This is a genomic window from Burkholderia sp. 8Y, from assembly GCF_902506145.1.
Taxonomy (GTDB): Bacteria; Pseudomonadota; Gammaproteobacteria; order Burkholderiales; family Burkholderiaceae; genus Caballeronia.
This window is the reverse complement of record NZ_LR733519.1, coordinates 145,783-164,929: the sequence shown is the minus strand read 5'-3', so window position 1 is coordinate 164,929 and position 19,147 is coordinate 145,783. Positions and strand designations below refer to the sequence as shown.

The window sequence follows — 19,147 nt, the reverse complement described above, 5'->3', positions numbered from 1 at the left end:
GTCAGAACGCGTTGCCTTGCGACGCCCCCGCGCGCCTGGCGATGAGCGTCGGCAGGCGCGGCAGCAGTTGCGGCCACTGCGTCGCCTCATGCGCCAGATGCGCGAGCAGACCGTGGCAGCCGAACTGGTCAGCCGCGAGCCGCGCAATCACGCGTCGCGCGATCTTCCAGACATCGACATCCGGCGCGACCGTGTGCGCCATGCGCTCGATCGTCTCGACCGAGCGCGACAGCAGCATCGCCCGCGATGCGATCCGTCCGTGCGCCGCGCTGAACATGTGCTCGGCGGGCGCCTTGCCGATCGCATCGAACAAATGCGAGACGTGCGCGCCCTGCCGCGCATCCGGCGATGAAAACCGCTCAGCCTCGCGGCGATACGTCGATTCGACGCGCACTTCGTGATGCGCCGCATGGTGCTCCGGCCGCCCGTGTTCGAGATGCGTGCGCGCCGCCGCCTTGTGATCGCCTTCCAGCAGCGAATTGGACACGCCGACAATGAAATCGCGCTCATGCGCGGCGAAAAACGATATCGGATTGTCGGCTTCGAGCACGATCCGGCCGCGCGTGTCCGGCTCGATGCTGACCCGCGCGCCCGCCGCATCCAGCCCCGCGTGGTACACGCCCTGCCCGAGCGCCATTTCGAAGAACGCTTCGATCAACGTCGCGACGAGATCCGCCTGTTGCAAACCATGCGACGCGAGCGCGTGGCCGTCCGACAGCGGCACGGTTCCGATTGCACGCGTCGTCAGCACGGCGTCGTTGCAAAAATCCCAGAGCACTTCGGGCACCGCCAGCCGGTTGTCTTCGCGCAGGCGGTAGCGCAGATAGCTCTGATCGGCGGCGCGCTGGCGCAGGTCGATCATCGAATTCACGCTTTCGCGCACGCGAGTCAGCCACTGCACCGCCTGCAACTCGCGCGCCGTCGCGGAACGCCGCTCCGCGAAGCGCGCGGCGGCCAGCGCGAGGTCGAGATCGTCGGCGAGTTCCTGGCGGGCATCGGCGCGAAGCAGCGTGATGCGGACCGGCGCGCCGTCGAGGCGCGCCGCGTGGGTTTGCTCCGCGATGCCCGAGCGCAGCGGCGATGCGCTGATCTGCGTGATCTCGGCACGCGGCGCGGCCGCGAACGCGATGGCGCACGCGCTGCGAAATTGCGCGGCGTCGTACGGTGCGAAGAGCCCGTCCATTTCGGAGAGCGCCACGCGCACGGCGGCCTCGGCGAGCGCCGGATGCCGCGTGAGCGCGCCCGATGCCAGCGAGAACACGCGCGGCAACTGCCGCAGCGCCGGCACGCCGCCCGCGAGCGGCGCGGCCCGCGCGCCGTGCAACGCGAAAAAGCGCGCGATGCGCTGCATCGACGCGCCGTCGCCGTTCGAATGGCTTTCGCGGACGAACGCCCTGCCAAGACGCCAGAGCGTCGCGAGTCGTCGGATCGGCAAATTTGGTCTCTGTGGGCTGGAACGAACCGTGGCATCGGGCTTGCTCGCGTTTCGAAGCAGGATTCGCACCCGCGCTCTACTTCAAACCGCCATGGATATGAAAACGGAAGATACGTCGCCGCCCGGCCCGCTCGACGAACAAGGCTTCCACGCCCTGCGCGATGCGCTCGAAAGCGAGCACAGCGGCGTGCGAACCTTTGTCGTCGTGCGCGGCGGCGGCATCGCCTTCGAACATTACCGCAGCGACAGCACGCCCGATACGCTCGAAAACGTCAATTCGGTCACGAAGAGCGTCGTGGGGCTGGCCGTGGGCATCGCCTTCGGAGAGCGGCGCTTCGCGAGCCTCGACACGCCGATCGGCGACATCATAGAGAAAGCCCGCGATCCCGCGCTCGACGAGCGCGTGCGACGCATCACGCTGCGGCATCTCCTCACGATGACCTCGGGCTTCGAATGCGAACCCGGCGCCGTCGACAAGTGTCTGCTCGGCGCTTGCGAGCGGCTTGCAGGCGAGGAAGACCGCCTGAACTTCATCCTGTCGCGGCCGATGGCCGACGCGCCTGGCACGCGCTTTCGCTATGACTCGCATGCGGTGCAATTGCTGTCGCTCGCCATCGAAGCGGTCACGGGAGACACCGTCGAAGAATACGTGCGCGAGAAGCTTTTCGCGCCGCTCGGCATTGAGACGAGCGAATGGATCGCGGACGAAGCCGGCCATACGTTCGCCGGGCGCGGCCTCATGCTGCGGGCCCGCGACATGACGAAGCTCGGCACGCTGATGCTGGATCGCGGCAAGTGGCAAGGCGCGCATCTCGTGGATGCGGCGTTTATCGACGACGCCATGTCGATTCACAGCGAAGGCGGCCCGCCGATGCAAGACGCGCAGTACGGCTACCTCTGGTGGATCGCGCCGCGCTACGTCTTCGCAGCGGGCTTCGGCGAGCAGTTCATTTTCATTGCGCGCGATCAGCAGACCGTGGCCGCCGCGACGTGCGACAACACCGGCGCGAACAAGGACGTTCGCGCGCTCTTCGAAGAACACGTGCTCGGCCTCGACGCCCATTGATTCGCGCGGGCGTTGTTTCGCATTGCTCGCCGCTTCGTTTCCGAACTGAGCGCAGATGAAAGCCTCGCGTGCAGGTAATCTCGTTTAGCGCCCGTTCCGGCGCGGCATTCGAGGCCAGCGAGGTATCCGCATGAAGTCCTTCGACATTACGGTAGACGCGCAGGGACACGTCGTCGTTTCGCACGCCGAGCCTATCGGCGAGCATTGCAAGAGCCGGGCGCGCCTGCTTTCGTCGCTGGTCGGCATGATCGCCGCGCCCGGCGCGTTCGAGCACTTCAGCGCGTTCCCCGAGCCGATGAGGCGCGACATGCTCAGTCTCATGCACTCCCTCGCCGAAGAAAGCCTTCCGCTCATCACGGCGCTCGAACAACACACCGCGCAGTCCTTCTACGACAAGGGCGTGCAGGCCGCGACGGAGCAGCGGCGCCAGGAACTCCTGGCGAACGCGCCGCACGAGCCCATCAATTACACGCAGCGGTGATCCTCGATTACCGGCACATCACGCCTTAACGCGCGACTCGGAGCGGCATAAAAACCCGCGCCTCGTCAATGTAGATTTTTGTCGATAGGCGATGCCAAACATTTTCGATACGGTATCGTAATGCGCTCACGCAATAACGTATCAATATCGCGATGGCGGAAACCGCGCGAAGATCGCATCCCGCCGCGCATGAGGCACTCGAGAGCGCCATGAGACATCCATCACAAAAAAGGACGCGCCATGCAGCCGCCAGCCGATGAGAGTATCGAAAAAGCCATGTACATCCTCGGACAGATCGGCGCGATCGTCTGTCACGAGCGCGGGCCGCGTCCGAACACCGCGATCCTCGCGACCATGGCTTCGCATCCGGCGGAAGGGCTGTGGCTGGCCATCACGCGCATGAACGAACTGTGCCCGGCGGTGCGCGGCCCGCGCCGCACGCTGCTGCAGTGGAAGCGCAGGGAAATCGCGCGCCTCGCCCGCATGCTGCCGCATCCGCTGCCGGCCGATGCCTGCGCGCGAACGCAAGTCCCGTTCTGGGCCGGCTACTGTCGATACTGGGAAGACGTGCTGAAGCAGCACGTCGAGCGCGAGAGGGACACGCCCGCCGTCGCGGTGGACGAAGTTCCGGCAAGGCGCGTCAACGCCTGATCCGCCCGTCCGCGATGCACGGCAGTTGCCGCCGGCGTCCAAGTCGGGCACACTTCGCGCGCCCGTGCGCGCCGTTCGTCTGAATGCAATCGAATGCTTTGTTGCCGAAGAAGAGGGCGCGGGTGCGCCAGGTATCGAGCAACGAGGACAAGCAGATGGACGAAGTGAAAATCACGATCAATCAGGACGGGCATCCTGTCATCGCGCATCCGATAGCGATCGAAAAGCGCAGCACCGATGTCGCGCGTGCGCTCGCCGCAGTGGCGGACGTGCTGGCGAGTGCGAAGGGTGCGGACGGCGCGGGCGTCGGCCAGCCCGTGCTGATCGACCTGCTGCGCACGCTCGCGCACGAACAACGCGCGCTCACCGAGGCGCTTTGCGACTACACCGGCGAAGTATCGGCCGAAGAAGCGTATCGCCGGACCTACCGCCGCGCTTTCAGAAAGGGCTTCAGCGCCGGTTTGCAACGCACGCTGCCCGCGCGGCCCGTCGACCGGAACGACAGCGCGCTGGTGACGCCCGCTGCCGTGGCCGGCACTTCCCGCAACGACGCCTTGCGGCGTCTCAAGCAGGTCTAGCCGCGCCGCCCCGGCGCGGCTTCAGCATTCGCGCGCCCGCTGCGGTTCGTGCGTCGAGTAGTACGTGCGCATCACGTCGATCATGCGGTCCAGCGGGCTCGGCTTCACGAAATAGCCGTTGAACCCGGTGCGACGCGCCCGCGCGCAGTCGTCGGGACTCGTGCGGCTGGTGTGCGCGATCAGCATCATCGACCTGTCCAGCGACCGGATCGCCTCGGCCGCTTCCCAGCCGTCGCCGAGCGGCATCATCAGGTCGAGCAGCACCACGCCGGGCCGCCACTTGCGCGCGAGCGCCACGGCGTCGAGGCCCGTATGCACCGCGCGCACCGTGAAGTCGGCGTCTTCGAACGCCAGACAGAGGGCGCGCGTCGCGTTGAGATCGTCGTCGGCGATCAGCACGCGCGGTTCGTCGTGATGCACGGCGCGAACGGGAATCTGCCAGACCGCTTCTTCGGGTACGCGTGCCTGTCGTTGCGTAGATTGCATATATTGGCCTCGGAGTGACCGATTGTTTCAGCAACGAACGTTCCGCGCCGCAGCATTCGGTGTGTGACGGCCCACCGAACGCGGCTCGCCAACGTTGCACCTCGGGAATACCCGCAGCTCGCACGAACCCCGTTCCTGCACCATCAATGACCGATAACGCCCGCTCATGCAACCCGGAGGCACACGATGTTCGTCGTCTACTGGCTCGAAGGCGATGCGCGCGCTGAAAGCCACGCCCGGCACAGGCAGTTCGACGCCGCCGCGCTCGCCGAGGCGCTGCGCTTCGCGGAGGAACTGCGCAAGCGCCAGGCACAAGGCGAGCCGGTCGGCTTCGTCACGCTATGCAGCGAAAATCCTCAATCGGTCGGCAAGCCGGGCGTCGCCGATCCGCCCGCGGACTGCGACTGGAAGAAGCGCCGCCGCTAACCGTGCCCTTGATCCGCACCGCTCGATGCATCGTCCTGCCACCCGCCGCCGAGCGACTTGTACACGGCGATGAGATCCGTCGTCACGTTCACCGTCGATTGCGCGAGCTGCTCGCGCGTTTGCGCAAGCTGGCGCTCGGCGTCGAGCACGGTGACGAACGCGGTCAGCCCCTTGCGATAGCTGTCCGTCGCCAGTTGCAGGCTCACGCTGTTCGCCTCGACGGTGCGCGCGAGCGCCGCGCGCCGGTCCTGCTCCGTGCGATACGCGACGAGCGCGTTGTCCACATCCTGAAGCGCCGTGAGCACCGTCTGCCGATATTGCAGCGCCGCCTGCGCGGCCTGCGCCTTCGCGACGCGCACGTTCGAGCGCAACGCGCCGCCTTCGAAGATCGGCAGCGAGATGCTCGGGCCGACCGACCAGAAGAGGCTCGACCAGTGCGCGAGGTAATTCGCTTTCGTCGCGCGCGTGCCGACCTGGCCCGTCAGCGAAATGTCCGGATACAACTGCGCGACCGCCACGCCGACTTCAGCCGTCGCCGCATGCAACTGCGCTTCGGCGCGGCGGATGTCGGGACGGCGGCGCGCGAGCGTCGACGGCAAGCCGACCGGCACCGTCGGCGGCACGGGCGGGACCGCGCGGGCATCGGACAGTTCGGCGTCTAGCGTACCCGGCGCGCTGCCGGTCAACACCGCGAGCCCGTTCATCGCCTGCGCGATTTGCGCCTCCAGCGACGGCACCTGCGCCTGCAACCCGCCGACCTGCGCGCTCGCGCTCTGCACATCCTGCTGGCTCGTCAGGCCGACGCGCGCCTGCTCGCGCGTGAGGTCGAGAATCTGTTGCTCCGCATCGATTTCGGCGAGCGTGATCTGCCGGATGGACTGCGCGCCGCGCAACTGCGCATAGGTGCGCGCGACTTCGGCTTCGAGCGAAACGAGCGCGTCGTTGCGGCTCTCGATCTCCGCCTCGGTCTGCGCGTTCGCCGATTCGACCGAGCGCCGCACGCGCCCGAAAAGGTCTAGTTCCCACGACGCATCGAATCCGTCCTGAAACAGCGTCACCGGCCCTGTCGCCGAGTCGAGACCTTGCCGGATCGGCGCGCCGTTCGCGCCCAGCGCGTCGATGCGGTTATACAGTCCTTGCGATTCGAGCAGTCCCTTCAGCCCTAGTTGTTCGCGCATGACGCTCGCGTTGGCGCTGATCTGCGGCAAGCCCTGCGCCGCCGCCGACACGCTCTGCTCCCGCGCCTGCGCGATGCGCAGCACCGCGCTTTGCAAGTCGAGATTGCCGGCCACCGCGCGGTCGATCAGCGAATCGAGCGTCGGATCGTCGAACTGTTTCCACCAGCGCGGGTCCGGATCGGCGGAGGTCGTCGCCACCGACGGCGCCTCGGCATGCGGCGCGCGCGCATCCGGCGATGCGTTCTGCGCGCGCTGCATGTCGTTCCAGTTGCCGGGCGTATCGGCGGCAGGCGACCTGAAGTCGGGGCCGACCGCGCATGCGCTCATCGCGAGCGCGAACATCAGAACAGAAAGTCGCGGCGTCATGTCAATGTCCTCCCGCCTTGCCGGAAGCCTTCACCGGCGAGAAGAAGAACGTGATCGGGATGAAAAGGAAAGAAAAGATCGCGCACGCGGCGAAGACGTCGAGGTACGCGAGAATCGTCGCCTGCGAGACGAGCGTCTTGTACATCTGGCCGGTCGCCGCGCCCATCGCCTGCGAAAGAGTCTGCCCCGTGTCCATCAGCGTTCGCGCGATGTGCTGCACCGAATCGTTGTATGGCTGATTCAACGGCGTCAGATGCTCGACCATATGCGCCATGTTCGCCTGCGTGCGCTCGCGGATCATCGCGGTGGCGAGCGAAATGCCGATAGAGCCCGCCACGTTGCGGAACATCGTGAAGAGCGCGGAGGCGTCGTTGTTCATCGACTTCGGCAGCGAGAGATACGCGAGCGTCGTCACCGGCACGAACAGAAAGCCGATGGCCGCCGACTGCGCGCTGCGCATCATCGTGAGCGTGCGATAGTCGATGTTCGGCACCAGTTGATGCGAATAGATCAGCGCGCAGCCCATCAGAAAGAAGCCGAACGCGACAAGATAGCGCGTCTGCACCCAGAGCATCAGCTTGCTGACCACGGGAATCAGAAACACGATGAAAAGCGCGCCCGGCGACAGCACGAGCCCCGCGAGCGTCGCGGTATAGCCGAGCTGCTGCTGCGCGAGTTGCGGAATGAGCACCGCGCTGCCGTACAGCACGGACGCGAAGCCAACGATCGAAAGCGAGCCGAGCGCGAAGTTGCGGTCTTTCATCACGCGCAGATCGACCACGGGCTTTCTCGCGTACCAGAGCCAGAACGCCGCGCCGACGATGCCGATTGCCGCCAGCACCGCGAAGGTCACAATGAAGTTGGACGCGAACCAGTCGTCGTCTTCGCCGCGATCCAGGAACACTTGCAGGCAGCCCAGCCCGAGCGCGATCAACCCGATTCCGACGACATCGATGCCCACGTCCTTGTGACTCTGCCGCTTCTCCCACGGCGGGTCTTCGACGAACTGCATCACCGCGATGGTCGTCAGCACGCCGACCGGCACGTTCAGCAGGAACACCCAGCGCCACGTGAAGTTGTCGGTGATCCAGCCGCCGAGCGTCGGGCCGAGCACGGGCGCCACGACGATCGCCACCGCCGATATCGAAAACGCGCGGCCGCGCTGCTCGGGCGGAAAGGTGTCGAGAATGATCGACTGCTGGCTCGGCTGCAAACCGCCGCCGAAGAAGCCTTGCAGAATGCGAAAGACGATCAGTTGTCCGAGATTGGTCGCGATGCCGCACAGGAACGAACACACGGTGAACGCCGCGATGCAGATCAGGAAGTAACGCTTGCGTCCGAGAATCTTCGAGAAATACGCGGACAGCGGCAGCACGATGCCGTTCGCGACCAGATACGACGTGAGCGTCCACGTCGCCTCGTCGTAGCTCGCGGACATGGTGCCGGAGATGTGCGGCAGCGCCACGTTCACGATGGTCGTGTCGAGCACTTCCATGAAGGCCGCGAGCGTGACGACCACGGCGATGAGCCACGGATTCGCGCTGGGCTTCCAGCCGCTGTGGTCTTGATCGGCGGATTCGCTCATGTCTCAGTGGCGCAGCATGACGGTGGGCACGACGGACAAGCCCAGCGGCAGCGAGGTGTCCGGCTTCATGCCGCTGTCGATCACGATCTTCACCGGCACGCGCTGCACGATCTTCACGAAGTTGCCGGTCGCGTTTTCGGCGGGGAACGCGGAGAAGCGCGAGCCGCTGCCGAGCTGGATGCTGTCCACATGGCCGTGCAGCGAGAGGCCGGGATAGGCGTCGACGTCGATATCCACCTTGTCGCCCGGATGCATGCGCGAAAGCTGCGACTCCTTGAAGTTCGCCGTGACCCACATGCGCGTGGTGACGAGCGTGAGATTCGACGTGCCCGCCTGCAGGAATGTGCCGAATTGCACGTTGCGTTTGGTGACCCAGCCATCGGAGGGTGCGCGCAGTTCGGTGTACGAGAGATTGAGCCGCGCGGTTTCGACTTGCGCCTCGGCCTGCCGCACTTGCTGGCGCCGCTCTTCCACCGTGGCGACGACTTGCGCGATCTGCTGCGGCACGAGCCGCGCGGTACGAACCTGCGCCCGCGCTTCGGCGACGTTCGCCTGCGCGCTTTTCTGCTGCGCGGTCGCGGCGTCGATGTTCTGTTGCGACGTCGCGCGCACGTCGACGGACTGCTGACGCTGATACGACGCGCTCGCCTGCGCAAGATTAGCGCGCGCGCTTGTCTCCTGCGCCTGCGCCTGCGCGAGTTGCGCCGGATACTGCACCCGCGCAACTTGCAACTGCACTTCCGCCGCGTGCAACTGCGCCTGCGCGAGCCCGAGTTGCGCGTTCGCCTGATCGACCTGCGCCTGATAGTCGCGGGGATCGATGCGGATCAGCAGATCGCCCTTGTGCACGAAGCGGTTGTCGTCGATGTTCATCGCCACGACATAGCCCGACACCTTCGGCGCGATGGTCACGGCGTCGCCGTCGGTGTAGGCGTCGTCGGTGCTTTCCTGATTGCGCGTCATGAACCACCAGATGAACGCGCCGATCGCGAGCACCACGACCACGATGCCGAGAATGATCAACGGCTTCTTGCCGGGCTTCTTGCGCTGTTCGTTGCCGTTGTCTTTGTCTTTGTCTTTGTCCTCCTGGCCGGCGTCGTCGTGCGCGTGCGATGACTCGCGGTCGCCGTCGCGTGCATCGTCCTCGGTTTCGTTTCGATCTGACATCAGCGTTCGCTATCGGGTGACGGATTGGACCTGCGGATTGAACTCCGGGGTGAATTTCGGACGCGGGCGGGCGGAACCTCGTGCTGATCTTGCGTGACGGGCGTGACCAGACTGCGGCTTGGCGGCCGGGTCATTCGAGCGGACACATTAAGCAAGACGCATTCCCAAATCGCGGCGAATCCGTCCCACCTGGCCGACGCGAACGCCCGTGCGGACTGGCATGAAACCGTACCGTCGTACGAACGCAGCGGCCCGGCGCAGTTTCCAATTTCGCTGGTAAAAGCTGCACGCGCCGACGACGGCACACTGCGAGCAATTGCCTCAAAGCGCCTGCCGTAGCTGCGCCGCAAGCTGCACGATGCCCATCGAAATCTGCTTCTCGCGCCGTGCGTCGAGCCGTCCGACGGGCACGCTCGTCGATACCGCGACACGCTTGCCCGCCGGCGTCACGCCGACATACGCCGCGAAGCACGCGAGCCCTTCGGCCACTTCCTCACGTTCGACGGCGAGCCCGCTCGCGCGTATCGCGGCGAGTTCGCGCAATAGCGCGGCGCGGCGCGTGATGGTGCGCGGCGTTACCGCTTCGAGGCGCTCGGGCAGCCGCTCGGTCACGGCTCCATCCGAAAGACCCGCGAGCAGCGCCTTGCCGAGCGCGCAGCAATGCGCGGGCAGCCGCGAGCCGAGATCGGAGACGAGCCGCACCGGCCGATGCGCGTCCTCGCGTGCGACATAAACCACCTGCACGCCGTCGAGCACGGCAAGCTGCACGACTTCGTTGTGCGTGTTGATGAACGCGCCCGCGCCCTCGCGAAACGCGGCTTGCAGCGCGTCGTGCCGCACGTAGGCATTGCCGAGCTCGAACAGGCCGACGCCGATCACATAACCCTCATCGCGCTTCTCGATCCATTGCATGCGCGCGAGCGTTTCGAGCATCAGATAAAGCGTGCTGCGCGACAGGCCGGTGCGCTCGGCGAGCGTCGCGGCGCGCACGGGCTTCGCGGCGTCGGCGAGGGCTTCTAGGATATCGTTCGCGCGGCGCAGCGCCGGCACGTCGTAGGTCTTTTCCATGTGAGTCGTCGCGTGGCGGGATGGGTGAATCGTCCAGCATGTTGGACAAACATGCAACCCGATGGACAGCCACGCGGGGCCGGGCTACGATCGTTTTCCCTTTTCCCATGCCCGGTGACCCTCACATGCCGCCCGTTTCCGTCTCGTCCTGCCTGCCCGAAGACCTCGCCGATGCCGTGCTGATTGGCCGCGTATGGCGTCCCGCGCCGGTCGATGGTCCCGCTGTCGTCGCGGTGCGAAACGGCGAGGTGTTCGACATCACGCCCGCCTGCCCGACCACCGCCGATCTCTTCGACCGCCCCGACGCGCTCGACATCGCGCGCAACGCGTCCGGCGAGCGCCTCGGCACGGCGCAAGAACTGCTGCAAGCGACGCTCGACGAAGCGCCCGGCGGCTTGCGCCTGCTCGCCCCGTGCGACGTGCAAGCCGTGAAGGCGTGCGGCGTCACGTTCGCGGTGAGCCTGCTCGAGCGCGTGATCGAGGAACAGGCCGGCGGCGACGCGAGCCGTGCGCAGGAAGTGCGCGACACCATCAACAAGCTGATCGGCGCCGATCTTTCAAAGATCGAGCCGGGCTCGGAAAGCGCGCAGAAGCTGAAGGCGGAATTGGAGCGTCGCGGCGCGTGGTCGCAATACATGGAAGTCGGCATCGGGCCGGACGCGGAAGTTTTCTCGAAGTCCCAGCCGATGTCGTCGGTGGGCTTCGGCGCGGACGTCGGCTTGTATCCGACCTCGCAATGGAACAATCCGGAGCCGGAAATCGTGCTGGCCGTGAATGCGCGCGGCGAGATCGTCGGCGCGACGCTCGGCAACGACGTGAATCTGCGCGATATCGAAGGCCGCAGCGCGCTGTTGCTCGGCAAGGCGAAGGACAACAACGCGTCGTGCGCGATCGGTCCGTTCGTGCGCCTTTTCGACGGGCAATTCACGCTCGACACCGTGCGCGGCACGAGCGTGTCGCTACGCATCGAGGGCGCGGACGACGGCTTCGTGCTCGAAGGCGTGAGCCACATGAGCGAGATCAGCCGCGATCCCGCCGATCTCGTCGCGCAGACGCACGGCGCGCATCATCAGTATCCGGACGGCTTCATGCTCTTTCTCGGCACCATGTTCTCGCCGATCAAGGACCGCGACACGGAAGGCGGCGGCTTCACGCATCATCTGGGCGATGTCGTTACCATCTCGACGCCGGAACTTGGCGCGCTCGTCAACACGGTGCGGCTGTCGACGGAAATCGAGCCGTGGACCTTCGGCGTGCGCGCGCTGTATCGCAGTCTGGCAGCGCGCGGCCTCCTCGCGGCGGACGCTTAAGCGCGCGGGGCGTGCGTCTTGTCGCGCGTCACCACCTGCACCGGCGTCTCCATGTAAGGCGACAAGTCGCGCTGACGGCGCCGTTCGACGAGCGCCTTCACCGCGACATCCACGCCGAACACCGCCTGCCGCGCGCCGAACTGCTCGACGGTCGCGAGCATGCGGCCGTCGTCGAGCAGCGGCTGCACGGCGCTGATGTTGTTGTAGCCGGTCACGAGCACGCGGCCCTTTTTGCCCGCGATGCGGATGGCGTCGATCGCGCCCATCGCGATGTTGTCGTTCGCGCACAGCATGCCGCGCAGCGCCGGATGCGCGTACAGCATTTGCAGCGCGATGGACTTGCCGCTCGGCGCGGTCCAGTCGCCCGCGTCGGTGGCGCTCACGCGCAGTTGCGCGGCGTTCATCGCTTCGCGGTAGCCGAGGGTGCGCTGCTGCGCGTTGCGGTCGTTCGGCGGGCCTTCGATGATGCCGACTTCGTCGCCCGGCTTCAGCTTCGAGGCGAGATACGCGCCGACGAGCCGCGCGCCGCGCCGGCTGTCTGGTCCGACGAACGGAATGGTGACGTTCGCGGCTTCCTGCGCGTCGTCGTCGAACGGATTGTCGATGGCGACGACGAGCACGCCCGCCGCGATCGCCTTGGCGGCCACCGGCACGAGCGCCTTCGAATCGGTCGGCGCGATCACGATGGCGTCCACTTTCGCCGCCACCAGCGATTCGATGATGCGCGTCTGCCCGGCTACGTCGTTGTCGGTGAGCGTGCCCTGCGTCGTGAGATCGAGTTGCGACGCGTAGTGCCGCTGGTAGTTCTTCGCGCCGTCGATCATCGACTGGACGAAGGGATCGCCGAGCGATTTCATCACGAGCGCGACGCTCGCCTTGTTGCCGGGCTGCGCAGCGGCGTGGCGCACGGGCGCGAGCCCGCTCGCGGCGAAGGCGCACAGGGTGAGCAGACGGCGGCGGGCGAGGCGGATCATGTCGGCGGGCCGGGAATCGACGGTCGGCTCATTGTAGACAAACGGCAGCGGTCGCGAATTCAGCCTCGCGGACGCTCTTCCCACGCCAGCGCGATGAACGCGGCGCACAACGCTTCCATGCCGCGTGCGTCTTCGTCGCCGAAGCGGCCGGGCACGGGGCTGTCCACGTCCCACACGCCGATCAGCGTCCCGTCGCTCGCGACGAGCGGCACGACGATTTCCGAGCGCGACGCCGAATCGCAGGCGATGTGGCCCGGGAACGCCTCGACATCGGGGACGACTTGCGTTTGCCGGTCGCGGGCCGCCGTGCCGCACACGCCGCGTCCGAGCGCGATACGCACGCACGCGGGCTTGCCCTGAAACGGTCCGACGACGAGTTCGTCGCCATCGAAGAGATAAAAGCCCGCCCAGTTGAGATCCGGCAGCGAGTGATACACGAGCGAAGAAAAATTTGCCGCGTTGGCGATGAAGTCCGCTTCGTCGCCGAGCAGCGAGCGGGTTTGTTGCAGGAGGTCGTCATATTGCGCGGCCTTGCTGGCGTGGGCAGTCGTGGAAAGCGAAAACATGGCGGGCGGCTCGAAAAATGCGGATGACGCTAGCTTAGCGGGAAGCGCGGCGTCCGCTAACCCTTGCTTGCGTGGGAAGTCATGGAGAGCAAAGACACGGCGGCGGCTCGACGATGCCAAATGCGATAGCTTAACGGGACGCGCGGCGTGCGCGGCTCCGAGGAGTGGACGCACAACGCATGCTCGATGCCAGCCCGCCCTCGGGAATTCCCTGCTTTACACCGTTTCTGCCCCGGTATTAAATAAATCAACTTGATTTAATTAATGGTCACACAGATGACCTTCCCCGGAACATTCGGAGACAGCCAGTGAAATTGCCGAGCGGCAGAGGCAGCAACTCCGCGTCCGTGCGCCGATACAACGAGCGTTTGCTGCTCCAGGCGCTGCGGCGCACCGAGCCCGCGTCGAAGGCGGATCTCGCGCGGCACGCGAATCTCACGAGCACGGCGGTCGGCAGTATCGTCGAATCGCTCGGCAAGGCCGGGTTGATCGAGTACACCGGACGGCGGCTCGAAGGCCAGCGCGGGCAGCCCGCCTCGCTCATCCGGCTCGATCCGCGCGGCGCGTTCGGTATCGGCGTGCGGCTCGATCGCACGAGCATCGAGACGGTGCTCGTGAATTTCGCGGGCGACGTGCTCGCGCGCAGCGCGCTGGATCGCGTGCTGCCGCATCCGTCGGCGGTGCTGGAGATCGTTCAGCGCGATATCGAAAATATGCTCGGCCTCCTGAGCGCGACGGAGCGCGAGCGTCTGACGGGCGTGGGCGTCGCGCAGCCGTACAACCTCGGCAGCTGGCTGCGCGAGCTCGGCGTGAGCGCCGACACGTCGAGCGCCGACATCTTCCGCGCCTGGGACCAGACCGACTTTCCCGCCGCGCTGTCCCGCGCGCTCGCGCTGCCCGTCTTCGGCGAAAACGACGGCAACGCCGCCGCGACCGCCGAACTGTTCTACGGCCACGGCCGCCACTGCGACGACTTCGTCTATCTCTTTCTGGGCTCGGCCATCGGCGGCGGCATCGCCATCGACGGCGACTGTCTGCGCGGCGCGACCGGCAACGCGGGCGACATCGGCGTGATGCCGGTGCGGCCGAGCCGCCTGCCGTCCGCGCCGCAGCCGCCGGGGCATTGGGACATTCTGCTCTCGCGCGCATCGCTCAATGCGCTCGTGCGGCATCTGCACTTCAGCGGCGCGCCGGCGGGCAACCGCATGGACGTGGAAGCGTGCATCGAGCGGCGTCTGCCCGCGGTCGAGGAATGGATCGACGACTGCATCGAAGCCCTGGCTCCCGCGTTGCGCGCGATGCTCTGCGTGCTCGACGTGCCGATGGTCGTGCTCGATTCGGATATCGACGGCGGCCTGCTCGACCGCCTGATCGCGCGCCTCGCCGCGACGATGACCGCGAACGCGCCCGAAGCGCGCGGCACGCCGGAGATCGTGCGCGGCAACTTCGGCCCGGACGCGGGCGCAATCGGCGCGGCCACGCTGCCGATGTTCTTCAACTTCTCGCCACGCGTGGGGCTGCATCGCGGCGCGGGTGTCAAATCGCAGGAGGTGAATCATGCCGCATGACTCTGCCGTTTCGCCGGACGTACGCACGCCGCTCCTGGAAATGCGTGGGATCAGCAAGACGTTTCCCGGCGTGCGCGCGCTGAACGACGTGCGCCTGTCCGTCTATCCCGGCGAAGTGCATTCGCTGATGGGCGAAAACGGCGCGGGCAAATCCACGCTGATGAAAATCCTCTCGGGCGCGTATCAGGCGGATCCCGGCGGCCAGATTCTGATCGACGGCAAGCCGGTCGTCATCGACGGACCGCTGGCCGCGCGTTCGCTCGGCGTCGCCGTGATCTATCAGGAGCTGAGTCTCGCGCCGAATCTGTCGGTGGCCGAGAACATCTACGCCGGGCGCGAGCTGCGTCGCGGCAAGGGCGCGTGGGGCTTCGTCGACCGGCCCGGCATGGAGCGCGGCTGCGAAGACGTGCTCAAGCGCCTGGGCGCCGCGTTCAAGCCGCATACGCTCGTCGGCGACTTGTCGATCGCGGAGCGGCAACTGGTGGAAATCGCGCGCGCCGTGCACGCACACGCGCGCATCCTCGTGATGGACGAGCCGACCACGCCGCTCTCGTCGCGCGAAACCGACCGTCTCTTCGAACTCGTGCGGCAACTGCGCGAGGAAGGCATCGCGATCATCTATATCAGTCACCGGATGGCGGAAATCTATGAGTTGTCGGATCGCGTCTCGGTGCTGCGCGACGGCAGCTACGTCGGCACGCTGATGCGCGACGAACTGTCCGCCGAAAGCCTCGTGCGCATGATGGTCGGCCGCGACATTTCCGGCTTCTACAAGAAGGAGCACGCGCCGTATGACCCCGGCCACGTCGTGCTCTCCGTGCGCGACATGAGCGACGACAACCGCGTGCGCGGATGCAGCCTCGACCTGCACGCGGGCGAAGTGCTCGGCATCGCGGGGCTCGTGGGCGCTGGCCGCACCGAACTCGCGCGCCTGATTTTCGGGGCGGAGGAACGCACGCGCGGCGAAGTGTCGATGCACGGCAAGCCGCTCGCGCTGCGCACGCCGCGCGACGCCATCGACGCGGGTCTCGTCTATCTGACCGAAGACCGCAAGGGACAGGGCCTGTTCCTCGACATGAGCGTGCGCGACAACATCAACATCGCGGTCGCCGGGCGCGATGCGAGGGCCGGCGTGATGGACATCGCGCGGGGCAACACGCGCGCGCGCGACGCCATCGCGGCGCTCTCGATTCGCGTGCCGAACGCGCGCGTCAACGCGGGCGCGCTGTCGGGCGGCAATCAGCAGAAAGTGCTGCTCTCGCGGCTGCTCGAAACGAAGCCCGAAGTGCTGATCCTCGACGAACCAACGCGCGGCGTGGACATCGGCGCGAAGTCGGAGATTTATCGGATCATCAACGATCTGGCGCGCTCGGGCGTCGGCGTGATCGTGATATCGAGCGAGTTGCCGGAAGTGATCGGCGTGGCGGATCGCGTGCTGGTGATGCGCGAAGGCGAAATCGCGGGCGAACTCGGCGGCCATTCGGGCAAGCCGATTTCGCAGGAAGCAATCATCGAACTGGCGACGGGCTCGCGGGCCGCGCTCGGTCAGGCGGCTTGACGTTATCGGGAGACAGACATGGCTAACACGACGAAACACCACGACACCGGCGCCGCGCCAGTTGCGAGCGCCTCAAGCGGCTCAAGCGGCTCAAGCGCCCCAAGCGCCGAAAGCACGGCGCAACGGCAACGCAGCATCGAGCATCGCGAGCGCATGCAGGTCCTGATGCGTACCGCGGGCATGCTGCCCGTGCTGATTCTGCTGTGCATCGGCTTTGGCGTCGTCACCGACGGCTTCTTCAGCTTGCAGAACATCTCGATTGTCACGCAGCAGGCGTCGATCAACATCGTGCTCGCGGCGGGCATGACCTTCGTCATTCTGACGGGCGGCATCGACCTTTCGGTCGGCTCGGTGCTGTCGGCGGCGGCGGTCACGGCGCTGCTCGCGTCGAATCTGCCAGGCATGGGCTGGCTCGGCGTGCCTGCGGCGCTCGGCGTCGGGCTCGCCTTCGGCGTCATCAACGGCGCGCTCATCGCGCTGCTGAAGCTGCCGCCCTTCATCGTGACGCTCGGCTCGTTGACGGCCGTGCGCGGCATCGCGCGGCTGATCGGGCACGACACGACCATCTTCAATCCGCAACTGCCGTTCGCGTTCATCGGCAACGATTCGATTCTCGGCGTGCCGTGGCTCGTCGTGATCGCGCTCGCGGTGGTCATCGTCTCGTGGTTCATCCTGCGGCGCACGGTGCTCGGCCTGCGTATCTATTCGGTCGGCGGCAATCCGGAGGCGGCGCGGCTCTCGGGCATCAAGGTGTGGGGCATCGAGATGTTCGTCTACGCGATGTCCGGTCTCCTCGCGGGTCTCGGCGCCGTGATGTCCGCCGCGCGGCTCTATGCGGCGAACGGCCTGCAGATCGGCCAGTCGTATGAACTCGACGCCATCGCCGCGGTCATTCTGGGCGGCACGAGCTTCGTGGGCGGCGTGGGCTCGATCGTCGGCACGCTGGTGGGCGCGCTCATCATCGCGGTGCTGTCGAACGGCCTCGTGCTGCTCGGCGTGTCGGATATCTGGCAGTACATCATCAAGGGGCTCGTGATCATCGGCGCAGTGGCGCTCGACCGTTATCGTCAGCGCGGATCGGCGCGTACATGACGAAATCTTGTCGCTTCACGTCGCTTCAGATCGCTTAGAGTCGCAACAATCGACACAACCAAACAACCGGAGACAACTCTCATGCGCAAGCACACCAAGCTGTTCGCAAGCATCGCCCTCGCGCTCGGATGCACGATGACGCTCACCGCTCATGCCGCCGACAAGCCGCTGAAGGCGGTCGGCATCACGGTCGGCTCGCTCGGCAATCCGTACTTCGTGACCATCTCCAAGGGCGCCGAAGCGAAAGCCAAGGCCATCAATCCGAACGTGAAGGTCACGGCCGTCTCGTCGGATTACGACATGAACAAGCAGTTCACGCAGATCGACAACTTCATCTCCGCGCACGTGGACATGATCCTGTTGAACGCCGTGGACCCGAAGGCCATCGAGCCGGCGGTGAAGAAGGCGCGGGCGGCGGGCATCGTCGTGGTCGCGGTGGACGTGGCGGCGGCCGGCGCGGACGCGACCGTGCAGACCAACAACGTGCAGGCCGGCCAGCTCGCGTGCGACTTCCTCGCGAAGAAGCTCAACGGCAAGGGCAGTGTCGTGATCGAAAACGGGCCGCAGGTGTCGGCGGTGATCGACCGCGTGAACGGCTGCAAGACCGTGCTCGCGAAGAATCCCGGCATCAAGGTGCTCTCCGACGATCAGGACGCGAAAGGCTCGCGCGAAGGCGGCATGAACGCGATGCAGGGCTATCTCACGCGCTTTCCGAAGCTCGACGGCCTTTTCGCGATCAACGACCCGCAAGCCATCGGCAGCGATCTCGCGGCGAAGCAGTTGCATCGCTCGAACCTCGTGATCACGTCGGTGGATGGCGCGCCGGATATCGAGAACGCGCTCAAGACCGATACGCTGATTCAGGCGTCCGCGAGTCAGGATCCGTGGTCGATGGCGCAGCAGGCGGTGAGCGTCGGGTATGACCTGATGAACGGCAAGAAGCCGAGCAGCACGACGATCCTGATGCCGTCGACCCTCGTCACGCGCGAAAACGTCGCCAATTACAAGGGATGGTCGTCGCCGCATTAAGGGCGCATCGAGCGGGAATTCGTCGCCCGCGATGACGCGTCGCTCGCGTGTTGAAGCGGGCGACGCGTCGTGTATTCTCGCGGGCATGGCGACGTCTCTCAAACCGAAGGAACCCGCGAAGGCCGCGTCCGCGCACGCCGACGCGGAAGTGCGCTTTCGCATGCGCATCCGAAAAGGCGAAACCGTCGCGATCGGCCCCGGCAAGGTCGCGCTCCTTGAAGCCGTGCGCGAACACGGCTCCATTTCAGCGGCGGCGCGCAGCCTCGACATGTCGTATCGGCGCGCGTGACTGCTCATCGACGAACTCAACCGCTCGCTCAAATTGCCTGCGACCGTGTCCGAGCAAGGCGGTCAAAGCGGCGGCGGCTGCGTGCTGACGCCGGTGGGCGAAAGCATCGTCACGCTTTAACGCGATGTCGAAGCCCGCGCCGAAGCCCGCCTGCGCCGATGAGATCGACTCGCTGGCGAAACTGCTGAAGCCCTAGCACGAGCTTGCGCAACCCCGCTGCGCTCAAGCACGTGCCGATAATCGAACAACGCAAATGCGAGTCCAGCTCGGCAAC

General features: G+C 66.3%; 18 protein-coding genes and 1 pseudogene. 11 read left to right on the top strand and 8 right to left on the bottom strand.

The annotated features are described in order from the left end of the window. Position 1: 1 nt before the first annotated feature. Positions 2-1,435, bottom strand: coding sequence for an AarF/UbiB family protein (locus GV035_RS00705; protein WP_159832634.1), 1,434 nt, complete (start codon positions 1,433-1,435; stop codon positions 2-4). 91 nt (positions 1,436-1,526) lie between these two features. Here GV035_RS00705 and GV035_RS00700 point away from each other — a divergent pair, with 91 nt between their 5' ends. From GV035_RS00700 to GV035_RS00685, 4 genes are all read left to right on the top strand, one after another. Then, a complete protein-coding gene (locus tag GV035_RS00700) occupies positions 1,527-2,501 on the top strand; it encodes a serine hydrolase domain-containing protein (RefSeq protein WP_159832633.1) in 975 nt (324 codons plus the stop codon). 130 nt (positions 2,502-2,631) lie between these two features. Next, entirely contained in the window at positions 2,632-2,982 is a 351-nt protein-coding gene (locus GV035_RS00695) for a hypothetical protein (protein ID WP_159832632.1), read from the top strand. Between the two features lie 240 nt (positions 2,983-3,222). After that, positions 3,223-3,633 (top strand): hypothetical protein, encoded by a 411-nt coding sequence (locus GV035_RS00690; RefSeq protein WP_236572371.1) that lies wholly within the window; start codon positions 3,223-3,225, stop codon positions 3,631-3,633. A 155-nt stretch (positions 3,634-3,788) separates the two neighbouring features. Further along, a complete protein-coding gene (locus tag GV035_RS00685) occupies positions 3,789-4,211 on the top strand; it encodes a hypothetical protein (protein ID WP_236572370.1) in 423 nt (140 codons plus the stop codon). Positions 4,212-4,232: 21 nt separating this feature from the next. On the opposite strand, the gene GV035_RS00680 is transcribed toward GV035_RS00685, so the two are convergent. Then, positions 4,233-4,697 carry a response regulator gene (locus GV035_RS00680; RefSeq protein ID WP_159832630.1) on the bottom strand — a complete coding sequence of 155 codons (465 nt, stop codon included), beginning with the start codon at positions 4,695-4,697 and terminating at the stop codon, positions 4,233-4,235. A 186-nt stretch (positions 4,698-4,883) separates the two neighbouring features. Between GV035_RS00680 and GV035_RS00675 the strand changes: the two genes are divergently transcribed. Then, positions 4,884-5,123, top strand: a complete 240-nt coding sequence (locus tag GV035_RS00675) for a hypothetical protein (RefSeq protein WP_159832629.1) — start codon at positions 4,884-4,886, stop codon at positions 5,121-5,123. Here GV035_RS00675 and GV035_RS00670 read toward each other — a convergent pair. The 4 genes from GV035_RS00670 to GV035_RS00655 form a co-directional block, all read right to left on the bottom strand. Then, the gene (locus tag GV035_RS00670) at positions 5,120-6,667 is read right to left on the bottom strand and encodes an efflux transporter outer membrane subunit (RefSeq protein ID WP_159832628.1); all 1,548 of its coding nucleotides are present in this window, start codon (positions 6,665-6,667) and stop codon (positions 5,120-5,122) included. The two genes, GV035_RS00675 and GV035_RS00670, sit on opposite strands and share 4 nt — an antisense overlap. 1 nt (position 6,668) lies before the next feature. Further along, positions 6,669-8,252 carry a DHA2 family efflux MFS transporter permease subunit gene (locus GV035_RS00665; RefSeq protein ID WP_159832627.1) on the bottom strand — a complete coding sequence of 528 codons (1,584 nt, stop codon included), beginning with the start codon at positions 8,250-8,252 and terminating at the stop codon, positions 6,669-6,671. Positions 8,253-8,255: 3 nt separating this feature from the next. Then, complete coding sequence (locus GV035_RS00660; protein ID WP_159832626.1) at positions 8,256-9,419, bottom strand: HlyD family secretion protein; 1,164 nt, start codon at positions 9,417-9,419, stop codon at positions 8,256-8,258. Positions 9,420-9,740: 321 nt separating this feature from the next. Continuing rightward, positions 9,741-10,487 (bottom strand): IclR family transcriptional regulator, encoded by a 747-nt coding sequence (locus GV035_RS00655; RefSeq protein ID WP_159832625.1) that lies wholly within the window; start codon positions 10,485-10,487, stop codon positions 9,741-9,743. 125 nt (positions 10,488-10,612) lie between these two features. Here GV035_RS00655 and GV035_RS00650 point away from each other — a divergent pair, with 125 nt between their 5' ends. Continuing rightward, positions 10,613-11,797 carry a fumarylacetoacetate hydrolase family protein gene (locus tag GV035_RS00650; protein WP_159832624.1) on the top strand — a complete coding sequence of 395 codons (1,185 nt, stop codon included), beginning with the start codon at positions 10,613-10,615 and terminating at the stop codon, positions 11,795-11,797. Here GV035_RS00650 and GV035_RS00645 read toward each other — a convergent pair. Further along, a complete protein-coding gene (locus GV035_RS00645; RefSeq protein ID WP_159832623.1) occupies positions 11,794-12,771 on the bottom strand; it encodes a substrate-binding domain-containing protein in 978 nt (325 codons plus the stop codon). The genes GV035_RS00650 and GV035_RS00645 overlap by 4 nt on opposite strands. Positions 12,772-12,830: 59 nt before the next feature. Continuing rightward, positions 12,831-13,337: a GAF domain-containing protein gene (locus GV035_RS00640; RefSeq protein ID WP_159832622.1), complete on the bottom strand. Its 507-nt coding sequence runs from the start codon at positions 13,335-13,337 to the stop codon at positions 12,831-12,833. A gap of 308 nt (positions 13,338-13,645) precedes the next feature. On the opposite strand from GV035_RS00640, the gene GV035_RS00635 reads away from it, so the two are divergent. The 5 genes and pseudogenes from GV035_RS00635 (at position 13,646) to GV035_RS00615 (ending at position 19,069) form a co-directional block, all read left to right on the top strand. Further along, complete coding sequence (locus tag GV035_RS00635) at positions 13,646-14,905, top strand: ROK family transcriptional regulator (RefSeq protein ID WP_159832621.1); 1,260 nt, start codon at positions 13,646-13,648, stop codon at positions 14,903-14,905. Then, entirely contained in the window at positions 14,895-16,463 is a 1,569-nt protein-coding gene (locus GV035_RS00630; protein ID WP_159832620.1) for a sugar ABC transporter ATP-binding protein, read from the top strand. The genes GV035_RS00635 and GV035_RS00630 overlap by 11 nt, the downstream gene beginning before the upstream one ends. An 18-nt stretch (positions 16,464-16,481) precedes the next feature. Next, positions 16,482-17,555, top strand: a complete 1,074-nt coding sequence (locus tag GV035_RS00625) for an ABC transporter permease subunit (protein WP_159832619.1) — start codon at positions 16,482-16,484, stop codon at positions 17,553-17,555. 135 nt (positions 17,556-17,690) lie between these two features. Continuing rightward, a complete protein-coding gene (locus GV035_RS00620; protein ID WP_236572523.1) occupies positions 17,691-18,584 on the top strand; it encodes an ABC transporter substrate-binding protein in 894 nt (297 codons plus the stop codon). Positions 18,585-18,669: 85 nt separating this feature from the next. Next, positions 18,670-19,069 (top strand): annotated as a pseudogene (locus tag GV035_RS00615) (winged helix-turn-helix domain-containing protein). The last annotated feature ends 78 nt before the right edge of the window (positions 19,070-19,147 follow it).

Bases quoted from the DNA above. Each gene is read 5' to 3' on its own strand.
- GV035_RS00700 (WP_159832633.1), top strand. From the start codon at position 1,527: ATGGATATGAAAACGGAAGATACGTCGCCGCCCGGCCCGCTCGACGAA.
- GV035_RS00695 (WP_159832632.1), top strand. From the start codon at position 2,632: ATGAAGTCCTTCGACATTACGGTAGACGCGCAGGGACACGTCGTCGTT.
- GV035_RS00690 (WP_236572371.1), top strand. From the start codon at position 3,223: ATGCAGCCGCCAGCCGATGAGAGTATCGAAAAAGCCATGTACATCCTC.
- GV035_RS00685 (WP_236572370.1), top strand. From the start codon at position 3,789: ATGGACGAAGTGAAAATCACGATCAATCAGGACGGGCATCCTGTCATC.
- GV035_RS00680 (WP_159832630.1), bottom strand. From the start codon at position 4,697: ATGCAATCTACGCAACGACAGGCACGCGTACCCGAAGAAGCGGTCTGG.
- GV035_RS00675 (WP_159832629.1), top strand. From the start codon at position 4,884: ATGTTCGTCGTCTACTGGCTCGAAGGCGATGCGCGCGCTGAAAGCCAC.
- GV035_RS00670 (WP_159832628.1), bottom strand. From the start codon at position 6,667: ATGACGCCGCGACTTTCTGTTCTGATGTTCGCGCTCGCGATGAGCGCA.
- GV035_RS00665 (WP_159832627.1), bottom strand. From the start codon at position 8,252: ATGAGCGAATCCGCCGATCAAGACCACAGCGGCTGGAAGCCCAGCGCG.
- GV035_RS00660 (WP_159832626.1), bottom strand. From the start codon at position 9,419: ATGTCAGATCGAAACGAAACCGAGGACGATGCACGCGACGGCGACCGC.
- GV035_RS00655 (WP_159832625.1), bottom strand. From the start codon at position 10,487: ATGGAAAAGACCTACGACGTGCCGGCGCTGCGCCGCGCGAACGATATC.
- GV035_RS00650 (WP_159832624.1), top strand. From the start codon at position 10,613: ATGCCGCCCGTTTCCGTCTCGTCCTGCCTGCCCGAAGACCTCGCCGAT.
- GV035_RS00645 (WP_159832623.1), bottom strand. From the start codon at position 12,771: ATGATCCGCCTCGCCCGCCGCCGTCTGCTCACCCTGTGCGCCTTCGCC.
- GV035_RS00640 (WP_159832622.1), bottom strand. From the start codon at position 13,337: ATGTTTTCGCTTTCCACGACTGCCCACGCCAGCAAGGCCGCGCAATAT.
- GV035_RS00630 (WP_159832620.1), top strand. From the start codon at position 14,895: ATGCCGCATGACTCTGCCGTTTCGCCGGACGTACGCACGCCGCTCCTG.
- GV035_RS00625 (WP_159832619.1), top strand. From the start codon at position 16,482: ATGGCTAACACGACGAAACACCACGACACCGGCGCCGCGCCAGTTGCG.
- GV035_RS00620 (WP_236572523.1), top strand. From the start codon at position 17,691: ATGACGCTCACCGCTCATGCCGCCGACAAGCCGCTGAAGGCGGTCGGC.